The 12,201-nt window shown below is 60.9% G+C and carries 15 protein-coding genes; 14 read left to right on the forward strand and 1 reads right to left on the reverse strand.

All coding sequences use genetic code 11. From position 1 onward, the window contains the following. Window positions 1-27 precede the first annotated feature (27 nt). The 4 genes from yajC to H621_RS0107345 all read left to right on the forward strand — a co-directional run bounded on the left by yajC (window position 28) and on the right by H621_RS0107345 (window position 3,888). Window positions 28-369 (forward strand): preprotein translocase subunit YajC, encoded by a 342-nt coding sequence (yajC, locus tag H621_RS0107330; protein WP_028942753.1) that lies wholly within the window; start codon window positions 28-30, stop codon window positions 367-369. Window positions 370-432: 63 nt separating this feature from the next. Beyond that, complete coding sequence (gene secD / locus H621_RS0107335) at window positions 433-2,298, forward strand: protein translocase subunit SecD (RefSeq protein ID WP_028942754.1); 1,866 nt, start codon at window positions 433-435, stop codon at window positions 2,296-2,298. 9 nt (window positions 2,299-2,307) lie between these two features. Continuing rightward, window positions 2,308-3,219, forward strand: a complete 912-nt coding sequence (gene secF / locus H621_RS0107340) for a protein translocase subunit SecF (protein WP_028942755.1) — start codon at window positions 2,308-2,310, stop codon at window positions 3,217-3,219. A gap of 120 nt (window positions 3,220-3,339) precedes the next feature. Then, window positions 3,340-3,888 (forward strand): glycine zipper 2TM domain-containing protein, encoded by a 549-nt coding sequence (locus tag H621_RS0107345; RefSeq protein WP_028942756.1) that lies wholly within the window; start codon window positions 3,340-3,342, stop codon window positions 3,886-3,888. 71 nt (window positions 3,889-3,959) lie between these two features. On the opposite strand, the gene suhB is transcribed toward H621_RS0107345, so the two are convergent. Further along, the gene (gene suhB / locus H621_RS0107350; RefSeq protein WP_028942757.1) at window positions 3,960-4,778 is read right to left on the reverse strand and encodes a type III secretion system regulator SuhB; all 819 of its coding nucleotides are present in this window, start codon (window positions 4,776-4,778) and stop codon (window positions 3,960-3,962) included. A gap of 145 nt (window positions 4,779-4,923) precedes the next feature. Here suhB and trmJ point away from each other — a divergent pair, with 145 nt between their 5' ends. From trmJ to iscX, 10 genes are all read left to right on the forward strand, one after another. Then, on the forward strand, window positions 4,924-5,697 hold the full coding sequence (gene trmJ / locus H621_RS0107355; protein WP_028942758.1) for a tRNA (cytosine(32)/uridine(32)-2'-O)-methyltransferase TrmJ: 774 nt from the start codon (window positions 4,924-4,926) through the stop codon (window positions 5,695-5,697). Further along, window positions 5,698-6,480, forward strand: coding sequence for a serine O-acetyltransferase (cysE, locus tag H621_RS0107360; RefSeq protein ID WP_028942759.1), 783 nt, complete (start codon window positions 5,698-5,700; stop codon window positions 6,478-6,480). Window positions 6,481-6,632: 152 nt separating this feature from the next. Continuing rightward, window positions 6,633-7,124 carry a Fe-S cluster assembly transcriptional regulator IscR gene (gene iscR, locus H621_RS0107365; protein WP_028942760.1) on the forward strand — a complete coding sequence of 164 codons (492 nt, stop codon included), beginning with the start codon at window positions 6,633-6,635 and terminating at the stop codon, window positions 7,122-7,124. A gap of 42 nt (window positions 7,125-7,166) precedes the next feature. Beyond that, window positions 7,167-8,381: an IscS subfamily cysteine desulfurase gene (locus H621_RS0107370; protein WP_028942761.1), complete on the forward strand. Its 1,215-nt coding sequence runs from the start codon at window positions 7,167-7,169 to the stop codon at window positions 8,379-8,381. 46 nt (window positions 8,382-8,427) lie between these two features. After that, window positions 8,428-8,814: a Fe-S cluster assembly scaffold IscU gene (gene iscU, locus H621_RS0107375; protein WP_002552476.1), complete on the forward strand. Its 387-nt coding sequence runs from the start codon at window positions 8,428-8,430 to the stop codon at window positions 8,812-8,814. A 28-nt stretch (window positions 8,815-8,842) separates the two neighbouring features. Further along, a complete protein-coding gene (iscA, locus tag H621_RS0107380) occupies window positions 8,843-9,166 on the forward strand; it encodes an iron-sulfur cluster assembly protein IscA (protein WP_028942762.1) in 324 nt (107 codons plus the stop codon). 8 nt (window positions 9,167-9,174) lie between these two features. Then, a complete protein-coding gene (gene hscB, locus H621_RS0107385; RefSeq protein WP_028942763.1) occupies window positions 9,175-9,696 on the forward strand; it encodes a co-chaperone HscB in 522 nt (173 codons plus the stop codon). 42 nt (window positions 9,697-9,738) lie between these two features. Beyond that, window positions 9,739-11,601, forward strand: a complete 1,863-nt coding sequence (gene hscA, locus H621_RS0107390) for a Fe-S protein assembly chaperone HscA (protein WP_028942764.1) — start codon at window positions 9,739-9,741, stop codon at window positions 11,599-11,601. A gap of 3 nt (window positions 11,602-11,604) precedes the next feature. After that, on the forward strand, window positions 11,605-11,946 hold the full coding sequence (gene fdx, locus H621_RS0107395; RefSeq protein ID WP_028942765.1) for an ISC system 2Fe-2S type ferredoxin: 342 nt from the start codon (window positions 11,605-11,607) through the stop codon (window positions 11,944-11,946). Window positions 11,947-11,959: 13 nt separating this feature from the next. Then, complete coding sequence (gene iscX, locus H621_RS0107400) at window positions 11,960-12,160, forward strand: Fe-S cluster assembly protein IscX (protein ID WP_028942766.1); 201 nt, start codon at window positions 11,960-11,962, stop codon at window positions 12,158-12,160. The last annotated feature ends 41 nt before the right edge of the window (window positions 12,161-12,201 follow it).

Raw genomic sequence — 12,201 nt, forward strand, 5'->3', positions numbered from 1 at the left:
AAGTACTGAATGCAACTGGAGTGCTAAATGAGCTTTCTGATCCCCGCCGCTTACGCGGACGCCGCTGCCCCAGCCGCTGCCGCCGGCCCTGCCGGTACTGGCTTCGAGTGGATTTTCCTGGTCGGTTTCCTGGTCATCTTCTACCTGATGATCTGGCGTCCACAGGCCAAACGCGCCAAAGAGCAGAAGAACCTGCTGAGCAACCTGCAAAAAGGTGATGAAGTGGTCACCAACGGCGGCATCGCCGGCAAGATCGTCAAAGTGGCCGACGACTTCGTGGTACTGGAAGTATCCGACAACGTCGAACTGAAGTTCCAGAAGGGCGCCGTTGCCGCGACCCTGCCTAAAGGTACGCTCAAAGCGATCTAAGTTTCAGTTTTTTACCAATCGACGGGGCGCGCAAGGCGCCCCGCGTCTTGAACGGGCGGCGTGATGCTGAACAAATACCCTCTGTGGAAATACCTATTGATCGTGGCGGTACTGGCGATCGGTTTTATTTATTCCGCTCCCAACCTTTATCCTGATGATCCGGCCGTTCAGGTCAGTGGTGCCAGCACGGCGCTGCAGGTCACTCAGGCGGATCTGGACCGCGCGAGCAAGGCGCTCGTCGACGCCGGTATCCAGGTCAAGGCTGCAAGCCTGGGCGAAAAGGGCAGGGGTGCACTGCTGCGCCTGACCAAGCAGGAAGACCAACTGCCAGCCAAGGATGTCGTGCGCAAGGCGCTGGGTGATGACTACGTTGTAGCGTTGAACCTGGCCCCGACCACCCCGCAATGGCTGCGCAACCTGGGTGCAAGCCCGATGAAGCTGGGTCTGGACCTTTCCGGTGGTGTGCACTTCCTGCTGGAAGTGGACATGGACAAGGCCATGTCGGCCCGCCTGAAAGTCTACGAAGGCGAAGTCAAAAGCCTGTTGCGTAAAGAGCGTGTGCGTTATCGCAGCCTGCCGCAGCAAGATGGCGACATTCAGTTGGGCTTCTCCGATGAAGCCTCCCGCGAACAGGCTCGCAGCCTGATCCGCAAGAATTTCAATGATTTCGAGCTGACCACCACCGAGCGCAATGGCCTGTCGGTGCTGCGTCTGGCGATTACCCCGGCCAAGGTCGCGGAAATCCGTGAATACTCGATCAAGCAGAACTTGACCACGGTCCGTAACCGGGTCAACGAGCTGGGTGTTGCCGAGCCGCTGGTACAGCGCCAGGGTGCCAACCGCATCGTGGTGGAGCTGCCAGGCGTGCAGGACACTGCCGAAGCCAAGCGTATCCTGGGCAAGACCGCCAACCTGGAGTTCCGTCTGGGTGCCGAGCCGGGCGCTTCCAAAGCCACTACCGAAACCTTCGAGTTCCGTGAGGGCGGTCGTTCGGCCGCTGTCGAGCGTGGCCTGATCATCACCGGTGACCAGGTTACCGACGCCCAGGCAAGCTTCGACGAGCAGGGTCGCCCGCAAGTGAACATCCGCCTGGATGGCCACGGTGGCGAACTGATGAGTCGCGCAACGCGCAGCAACGTCGGTCGCAGCATGGCGGTGATCTTCATCGAGCAGCGCCCGACTACTCGCTATGTGAAGCAGATGGTCGATGGTGTCGAAAAGGACGTCGCTGTCCAGACCTTCACTGAAGAAAAACGCATCATCAGCCTGGCAACCATCCAGTCGCCACTGGGCAGCCAGTTCCGCATCACCGGCCTGAACGGCCAGGGTGAGTCCTCAGAGCTGGCCCTGCTGCTGCGTGCCGGTGGCCTCGCTGCCCCGATGTACTTCGCTGAAGAGCGCACCATTGGCCCGAGCCTGGGTGCCGACAACATCACCAAGGGTATCGATGCTTCCCTGTGGGGCATGCTGTTCGTCTCCCTGTTCATCATGGCTATCTACCGTTTCTTTGGTCTGATCGCCACTATGGCCCTGGCCGGTAACATGGTCATGCTGCTGGCGCTGATGTCGCTGCTGGGGGCAACCCTGACCCTGCCGGGCATCGCCGGTATCGTCCTGACCATGGGTATGGCGGTCGACGCCAACGTGCTGATCTTCTCGCGGATTCGCGAAGAGCTGGCCAATGGCATGTCGGTGCAGCGCGCTATCCACGAAGGCTTCAACCGTGCCTACACCGCGATTGTCGACGCCAACCTGACCACCCTGCTGGTGGGCGGCATCCTGTTCGCCATGGGTACCGGTCCGGTCAAAGGCTTCGCAGTTACCATGTCCCTCGGGATTTTCACCTCGATGTTCACGGCCGTCATGGTTACCCGCGCAATGGTCAACCTGACCTGCGGTGGGCGTGATATCAAGAAGTTGTGGGTTTAAGGGGCTGCCATGTTACGTACCATTAACTTCATGGGTGTGCGCAACTTTGCGTTCGGCGTCACCCTGCTTCTTACCGTACTGGCGCTGTTCAGCTGGTTCTATAAAGGGCTCAATTTTGGCCTGGACTTTACCGGCGGTACGCTCATCGAGCTGACCTACGAGCGTCCGGCCAACCTCGGCCAGGTGCGTGAGGAGTTGGTCAAGGCCGGCTTCCAGGACGCTGTGGTGCAGAGCTTCGGTGCAACCACCGACCTGCTGGTGCGTATGCCGGGCGATGACCCGATGCTGGGCAACCGCGTTTCCGAAGCCCTGCAGAAGGTCAGTACCGACAACCCGGCCGTGGTCAAGCGTGTCGAGTTCGTGGGGCCCCAGGTCGGCGAGGAGCTGCGTGACCAGGGTGGCCTGGGCATGCTGTTGGCTCTGGGCGGCATCATGCTGTACCTGGCCTTCCGCTTTCAGTGGAAATTCGCCTTGGGTGCGATTCTCTCGCTGGTCCACGACGTGGTCGTGACCCTGGGTATCCTGTCGTTCTTCCAGATCACCTTCGACCTGACGGTGCTGGCAGCGGTGCTGGCGATCATCGGCTACTCGCTCAACGACACCATCGTCGTGTTCGATCGGGTGCGCGAGAACTTCCGTGTATTGCGCAAGGCTTCGCTGATCGAGAACATCAACATCTCGACCACCCAGACCCTGCTGCGTACCGTGGCAACCTCGGTCTCCACCTTGCTGGCCATCGCTGCGCTGCTGTTCTTCGGGGGTGACAACCTGTGGGGCTTCTCGCTGGCGCTGTTCATTGGTGTCATGGCGGGTACCTACTCGTCGATCTACATCGCCAACGTAGTGCTGATCTGGCTGAACCTGAGCAGCGAAGACCTGATTCCACCGGTCAAGGCAGAAGGTGTGGACGACCGCCCGTAAGGGCTTTTCCCACGCTGTTTGTCGTAGAAGAAGGCGCGAGCATTGAACTCGCGCCTTTTTTTATGCTCCAAGGCAGGGAGAAGGCGGGCTATGTCCCGCGGGTACGATCAGGAGGTTCACGTGAACAAGTCAATGCTGGTGGGTGCGGTTCTGGGTGCTGTCGGTGTTACCGCCGGAGGTGCTGTGGCCACCTACAGCCTGGTCAAAAGCGGGCCGGAGTACGCCGAGGTTGTGGCTGTGCAGCCGGTCAAGCAGACCGTCAAGACGCCACGCGAAGTCTGCAAGGATGTCACTGTCACGCGTCAGGCGCCGGTGAAGGATCAGCATCAGATTGCCGGTACTGTGCTGGGGGCAGTGGCAGGTGGTTTGCTGGGTAACCAGATTGGTGGCGGCACGGGCAAGAAAATTGCCACGGTGGCCGGCGCGGTCGGTGGCGGCTATGCCGGTAACAAGGTGCAGGAAGGCATGCAGGAGCGTGATACCTACACCACCACTCAGACCCGCTGCAACACGGTCAACGACCTGAGCGAGAAGGTGGTGGGTTATGACGTGAAGTATTCGATTGGCGACAAGATTGGCCAGGTTCGTATGGACCGTGACCCAGGTTCGCAGATCCCGCTGGATAAAGAGGGCAAGCTGGTGTTGAGCCAGGCGGAGTCCGGGCAGTAATCTCCCTGTTCCAGGGATGGAGTCCACAAAAAAGCACCCCGAAGGGTGCTTTTTTTGTGCCCGATCGAAGCTTAACGCTTGATCGAGGCAGGCAGGTGCGGCTGGATAGCAGTCAGGACGGCCTTGAAGCACTTGGTGTTGCCGGCGACGATGTGGCCCTTCTCGAGGAAGTCATGACCGCCGGTGAAGTCGCTCACCAGGCCGCCAGCTTCCTGAATCAGCAGGGCGCCTGCGGCCATGTCCCATTCCGACAGGCCCGATTCCCAGAAGGCATCGAAGCGACCGGCGGCGACGTAAGCCAGGTCCAGGCTGGCAGCGCCGGCGCGGCGGATGCCGGCGGTCTGGCCAACCAGGGCGCGGAACATGCCCAGGTAGTTGTCCAGGTCAGCCATCTGGTTGTCGCGGAACGGGAAGCCGGTGCCCAGCAGTGCGCCTTCCAGGCTGGTGCGTGGGCTGACGCGCAGGCGGCGGCCGTTCAGCTGGGCGCCACGGCCACGGCTGGCGGTGAATTCTTCCTGGCGGACAGGGTCCAGTACCACGGCGTGCTCAAGGCGGCCACGGTATTTGCAGGCGATGCTGACAGCGAAGTGCGGAACGCCACGCAGGAAGTTGGTGGTGCCGTCCAGAGGATCGATGATCCACAGGTAGTCCTTGCCTTCTTCGCCGCTGCCAGCGTGCAGGCCGGTCTCTTCGCCGTAGATGGAGTGGTTCGGGTAGGCCTTGCGCAGAGCGTTGATGATGCTTTGCTCGGCAGCACGGTCGACTTCGGACACGTAATCCTTGGCGTCTTTTTCATCAACCTTGATGCTATCCAGGCGCTCGATGGAGCGGAAAATCAGTTCACTGGCGCTGCGGGCGGCGCGCAGCGCGATATTCAGCATGGGCTGCATGGACGTTTCACCTGGGTCGTTAAAGAAAGCCGAACATTCTAGCAGAAAACTTCGCGCGAAGAAGTGTGTCATTTGCTTTCGTAGCGTAATGTTGGTCGGTTCTGTAAGATTTGCTCCCTTATTTCCATGTCTGTGAGCGCTCGCCTTGCTGCAAAATATTCGTGTTGTTCTGGTCAATACCAGCCACCCCGGCAATATCGGCGGCGCTGCGCGTGCCATGAAAAACATGGGCTTGTCGCGCCTGGTGCTGGTCGACCCGCTGGATTTCCCGTCCCATGAGGCGGATGCCCGAGCCTCGGGCGCCGATGACGTGCTTGCGGGAGCGCAAGTGGTCGCGACCCTCGAAGAGGCGTTGGCCGGCTGCAACCTGGTGCTCGGTACCAGCGCCCGGGATCGGCGTATCCCGTGGCCGTTGGTCGATCCGCGCGAGTGCGGCAGCAAAACCATCGAGCACGCAGCCCAGGGTCAGGAAATTGCGTTGGTGTTCGGGCGTGAATACGCCGGCCTGACCAACGAAGAGCTGCAGCGCTGTCATTTCCATGTGCATATCCCCTCCAATCCGGATTTCAGCTCGCTGAACCTGGCGGCGGCCGTGCAGGTGCTGGCTTATGAGGTGCGCATGGCCTGGCTGGCAGCCGAAGGCCAGCCGTCCAAGGTGGAAAAATTCGAAGTGACGTCGGTGCGCAGCAGCGAGCTGGCGACCATGGATGAAATGGAGTTGTTCTATGAACACCTGGAGAAAACCCTGGTGGACATCGGCTTCCTCGACCCCGAAAAGCCCAAGCACCTGATGCCGCGTTTACGTCGCCTGTATGGGCGCAGCTCGGTCAATCGTTCGGAAATGAGTATTTTGCGCGGCATCCTCACCGAAACCCAGAAAGTGGCCCGGGGCGAGCCGCATAAACGCAAGGATCAATAGATGTTCGAGCGTCTGCGTGAAGATATCCAGGGCGTTTTCCACCGTGACCCGGCGGCGCGCAATGCCTTTGAAGTGCTGACCTGCTACCCGGGCATGCATGCGATCTGGCTGCATCGGGCGGCGCATTCGCTGTGGAAGCGCGATTGGAAGTGGCTGGCGCGACTGGTATCGAACTTCGGGCGCTGGATGACCGGTATCGAGATTCATCCCGGTGCCAAGGTCGGGCGGCGTTTTTTCATCGACCACGGCATGGGAATTGTCATCGGTGAAACCGCCGAGATCGGTGACGACGTCACGCTTTACCAGGGCGTGACCCTGGGCGGCACCAGCTGGAACAAAGGCAAGCGTCACCCGACGCTTGAAGATGGTGTCGTCGTCGGTGCCGGCGCGAAGGTGCTGGGCCCGTTCACCGTGGGTGCCGGGGCCAAGATCGGCTCCAACGCCGTGGTCACCAAGGCGGTGCCCGCAGGCGCCACTGCGGTAGGTATTCCGGGGCGGATCATCGTCAAGACCGACGCCGAAGTCGAAGCCAAGCGCAAGGCAATGGCCGAGAAGATTGGTTTTGATGCCTATGGCGTCAGTGAAGACATGCCTGACCCGGTGGCGCGCGCCATCGGTCAGTTGCTTGATCACCTGCAGGCGGTGGACGGGCGGCTGGAAGACATGTGCGGTGCGCTGAAGAACCTTGGCAGTGACTACTGTGCCAAGGAGCTGCCGGCCCTGCGTCAAGAGGACTTCGCCGAGGTCAAGGGCGAGGCGCGCAGCGACACACCGACGCATTGACAGAAGGGCGTGCGCATACGCCCTTTCGTTTGCTATGATTCCGCCGCCTTCCCGCGGCAATCCCGACTAAAGCACTAGGTCTTATAGTTGACTTAAATGCTCGGGAATAGCATACTCGCTCCCATTCCGTAACCCCGTGGTACCTACTAGCCATGCGACTGACTACAAAAGGCCGATACGCCGTGACCGCCATGCTTGATCTGGCGTTGCACGCGCAGCATGGGCCGGTGTCTCTGGCCGACATTTCCGAGCGCCAAGGCATCTCCCTTTCTTATCTGGAGCAGCTTTTTGCAAAGCTGCGCCGCAGCAGCCTGGTATCCAGCGTGCGCGGCCCTGGCGGCGGCTATCAGCTGTCGCGAAGCATGGAGAGCATTCAGGTCGCACAGGTCATCGATGCGGTTAACGAATCGGTCGACGCAACACGCTGTCAGGGCCTGGGTGATTGCCACGCCGGCGACACCTGCCTTACCCACCACTTGTGGTGCGACCTGAGCCAGCAGATTCACGAATTCCTCAGCGGTATCAGCCTGGCTGACCTTGTTACTCGCCGTGAGGTGCAAGAAGTCGCCCAGCGCCAGGACCTGCGACGTATCGCAAGCCGGGCACCGCAGCTGGACAAGATTGAGACGTCAGCCGTCGAATGACCGTTTCGACGCGCGGCGCGACCGCCTGATAGGAGATATTCAATGAAGTTGCCGATCTACCTCGATTACTCCGCGACCACTCCGGTCGACCCACGCGTTGCCCAGAAGATGAGCGACTGCCTGCTGGTCGACGGGAACTTCGGTAACCCGGCGTCGCGCTCCCACGTCTTTGGCTGGAAAGCCGAAGAAGCAGTTGAGAACGCTCGCCGCCAGGTCGCTGACCTGGTCAACGCCGATCCGCGTGAAATTGTCTGGACCAGTGGTGCAACCGAGTCCGACAACCTGGCAATCAAGGGCGTTGCGCACTTCTACGGCACCAAGGGCAAGCACCTGATCACCTCCAAGATCGAGCACAAGGCTGTCCTCGACAGCACACGCCAGCTGGAGCGTGAAGGCTTCGAGGTTACCTACATCGAGCCGGGCGCCGATGGCCTGATCACCCCGGCCATGGTTGAAGCTGCCCTGCGTGATGACACCATCCTGGTGTCGATCATGCATGTGAACAACGAAATCGGCACCATCAACGACATCGCTGCCATCGGCGAGCTGACCCGCGCTCGCGGCGTCATGTTCCACGTCGACGCTGCTCAGTCCACCGGCAAGGTCGAAATCGACCTGCAGAAGCTGAAAGTCGACCTGATGTCCTTCTCCGCACACAAAACCTACGGCCCTAAAGGCATCGGCGCGCTGTACGTAAGCCGCAAGCCTCGCGTGCGTCTGGAAGCCACCATGCACGGCGGCGGTCACGAGCGCGGCATGCGTTCGGGCACCCTGGCGACCCACCAGATCGTCGGCATGGGTGAAGCGTTCGCCATCGCCAAAGAGCAGATGGCCAGCGAGAACGTCCGTATCAAGGCCCTGAGCGACCGCTTCTACAAGCAGGTCGAAGGTCTTGAAGAGCTGTACATCAACGGCAGCATGACCGCGCGTATCCCGCACAACCTGAACCTGAGCTTCAACTACGTTGAAGGCGAATCGCTGATCATGGCCCTCAAGGACCTGGCAGTGTCGTCCGGTTCGGCGTGTACCTCGGCTTCGCTTGAGCCGTCCTACGTACTGCGCGCTCTGGGCCGTAACGACGAGCTGGCTCACAGCTCGATCCGCTTCACCTTCGGTCGTTTCACCACCGAAGAAGAAATCGACTACGCCGCGCAGAAAGTTTGCGAGGCCGTGACCAAGCTGCGCGAATTGTCGCCGCTGTGGGATATGTACAAAGACGGCGTCGACATCTCCAAGATCGAGTGGGCTGCGCACTAAGTAGTCGCCGGCAAGAGCGGCTCTCTGATGAGGAAGGAATTGCACCATGGCATACAGTGAAAAGGTCATCGACCATTACGAAAACCCACGCAACGTCGGCAAGATGAATGCCGAGGATCCGGATGTCGGGACCGGCATGGTCGGCGCTCCAGCGTGCGGCGACGTGATGCGCCTGCAAATCAAGGTCAACGAGCAGGGTGTCATCGAAGACGCCAAGTTCAAGACTTACGGCTGTGGTTCGGCCATTGCCTCCAGCTCCCTGGCCACCGAGTGGATGAAGGGCAAGACCCTGGACGAAGCCGAAACCATCAAGAACACCCAGCTGGCCGAAGAACTGGCGTTGCCGCCGGTCAAAATCCACTGCTCGGTACTCGCCGAAGACGCCATCAAGGCGGCTGTACGCGATTACAAGCAGAAGAAAGGTTTGCTCTAAGTTCGCCTGTTGCAGGTAAGGAGTCTCGATGGCTATCAGCATGACAGAAGCCGCCGCCAACCACGTGCGGCGCTCTCTCGACGGACGCGGCAAGGGTCTTGGCATTCGCTTGGGCGTTCGTACCACCGGCTGCTCGGGTCTGGCCTATGTGCTGGAGTTCGTTGATCAGCCAGACGCCGAAGACCAGGTCTTCGAAAGCCACGGCGAGAAGGTGATCATTGATCCCAAGAGCCTGGCCTACCTCGACGGTACCGAGCTCGATTTCGTCAAGGAAGGGTTGAACGAAGGCTTCAAGTTCAACAACCCCAACGTGCGCGGTGAGTGTGGCTGCGGCGAAAGCTTCAACGTCTGAGGCTGCGCGTGGGTACTCCTTGTCATTTCGCCCTGTTTGACCTGCAACCTGGCTTCCGTCTGGACCTTGATAAACTGGCCGTTCGCTATCGCGAGCTGGCCCGTGAGGTCCACCCGGATCGCTTCGCCGATGCCTCCGAACGTGAACAGCGCATAGCGCTCGAACGTTCGGCTGCGCTGAACGAGGCCTACCAGACGCTAAAGAGCGCGCCCCGGCGTGCCCGCTACCTGTTGGCGATCGGCGGCCATGAAGTGCCGCAGGAAGTCACCGTCCATGATCCCGAGTTCCTGCTGCAGCAGATGCAATTGCGCGAAGAGCTCGAAGACCTCCAGGACAGTGCCGACCTCGATGGTGTCGCCGTGTTCAAGCGTCGCTTGAAAACCGCCCAGGAAGCGCTCAACGAGGATTTCGCCGCCTGCTGGAACGATCCTGCGCAGCGCGAACAGGCCGAGCGCCTGATGCGCCGCATGCAGTTTCTCGACAAGCTCGCCTACGAAGTGCGCCAGCTGGAAGAGCGCCTCGACGATTAACTCGGCGCTGCTCCTGGCGGCGCCCCTGGTATTCAGATAAGCATGGCCCTACTGCAGATCGCCGAACCCGGTCAGAGCCCTCAACCGCACCAGCGTCGCCTGGCGGTGGGGATTGACCTTGGCACCACCAACTCCCTGGTCGCAGCATTGCGCAGCGGCCGCAGCGAGCCCCTGCCCGACGCTCAAGGTCGGGTCATCCTGCCTTCGGCCGTGCGTTACCATGCCGACCACATCGATGTCGGTCAGGTAGCGCGTGACGCCGCATCCAGCGACCCACTCAATACCGTGCTGTCGGTCAAGCGCCTGATGGGCCGTGGCCTGGCAGACGTCAAGCAACTGGGTGAGCAACTGCCGTACCGCTTTGTCGGCGGTGAGTCGCACATGCCGTTCATCGACACCGTGCAGGGCCCGAAAAGCCCGGTGGAAGTCTCGGCCGATATCCTCAAGGTGCTGCGTCAGCGCGCTGAAGAAACCCTGGGTGGCGAGTTGGTGGGCGCGGTAATCACCGTGCCGGCCTATTTCGACGACGCCCAGCGCCAGGCTACCAAGGATGCCGCGCGTCTGGCCGGGTTGAACGTGCTGCGCCTGCTCAACGAGCCGACTGCTGCAGCCGTGGCCTATGGCCTGGACCAGAACGCTGAAGGCCTGGTGGCCATTTACGACCTGGGCGGCGGTACCTTCGATATTTCCATCCTGCGCTTGACCGGCGGCGTGTTTGAAGTGCTTGCCACCGGTGGCGACAGCGCCCTGGGCGGCGATGATTTCGACCATGCCATCGCCAGCTGGATTGTCGAGCAGGCCGGTCTGTCTTCGGATCTTGATCCGGGAGCCCAGCGCCAGCTGTTGCAAGCCGCTTGCGCCGCCAAGGAAGCCCTGACCGACGCTGACGCGGTCACTGTCGCTTACGGCGACTGGCAGGCCGAGCTGACCCGCACTGCATTCGATGCCCTGATCGAACCATTGGTAGCCCGCAGTCTCAAGGCCTGCCGTCGCGCCGTGCGTGACAGCGGTGTCGAGCTCGAAGAAGTTGCGGCAGTGGTCATGGTCGGTGGTTCGACCCGTGTGCCGCGTGTACGTGAGGCCGTAGGCGCCCTGTTTGGCCGTACGCCGCTGACCGATATCGACCCCGATCAGGTGGTTGCCATTGGCGCGGCAATCCAGGCCGATACCCTGGCCGGCAATCGCCGCGATGGTGGCGAACTGCTGCTGCTCGACGTGATCCCCCTGTCCCTTGGGCTTGAGACCATGGGTGGGCTGATGGAGAAGGTGATTCCGCGTAACACCACCATACCGGTTGCCCGCGCCCAGGAGTTCACCACTTACAAGGATGGCCAGTCGGCCATGATGATTCATGTGCTGCAGGGTGAGCGCGAGCTGATCAGCGATTGCCGCTCCCTGGCGCGCTTCGAGCTGCGTGGCATCCCTGCGATGGTCGCCGGTGCCGCGAAGATCCGTGTCACCTTCCAGGTCGATGCCGATGGTCTGCTCAGCGTTTCGGCGCGCGAGCTGGGGTCGGGCGTCGAGTCGAGTATTCAGGTCAAGCCTTCCTACGGCCTGACCGACGGCGAAATTACCCGCATGCTCAAGGATTCTTTCGAGCACGCAGGTTTTGACAAGGTGGCGCGCCAGTTGCGCGAGCACCAGGTCGACGCCGAGCGCCTGCTTGAAGCTGTGCAGGGCGCGCTGGACGCCGATGGCGACCGGCTGCTGGACGCCGAAGAGCGCCTGGCTATCGAACAACAAATGCAAGACTTGCGTGATTTGATCAACGGCACCGATGGCGCAGCCATCGAGCAACAGACCAAGCGTCTGTCGCAGGTGACCGATGCCTTTGCCGCCCGTCGCCTTGATTCGACGGTAAAAGCCGCGTTGGCCGGGCGCAACCTGAATGAGATCGAGGAATAACTGATGCCGCAGGTGATTTTTCTGCCCCACGAGAAGTTCTGCCCGGATGGCATGGTGGTGGAGGCTGAGACAGGTAAGTCCATTCTTGAAGTGGCGCACGATAACCACATCGAGATCGAAAGCGCCTGCGGTGGTGTCTGCGCTTGCACCACGTGCCACTGCGTGATTCGCGAAGGCTTCAACTCGCTCAATGAAGCCGACGAGCTGGAAGAGGACTACCTGGACCGCGCCTGGGGCCTGGAGCCTACCTCGCGCCTGACCTGCCAGGCCAAGGTCGGAACCGAAGACATCACTGTCGAGATTCCGAAGTATTCGCTCAACCACGCAGCCGAAGCGCCGCATTGATCCTGGAGCCGACATGAGCCTGAAATGGGTTGATGTACTTGAAATTGCAATCCAGCTTGCCGAAAGCAAGCCGGAAGTCGATCCTCGTTATGTGAACTTCGTCGATCTGCACCAGTGGGTGCTGGCATTGCCGGAATTCAGTGACGATCCGCAGCGTGGCGGCGAGAAGGTTCTCGAAGCCATCCAGGCGGCCTGGATCGAAGAAGCCGACTGAGCGCGCTCGGCAGGTTAGGCAATCCCCCGGAACCCGCGTAT

Origin of the sequence: Pseudomonas vranovensis DSM 16006, assembly GCF_000425805.1 — a bacterium.
Lineage (GTDB): Bacteria > Pseudomonadota > Gammaproteobacteria > Pseudomonadales > Pseudomonadaceae > Aquipseudomonas > Aquipseudomonas vranovensis.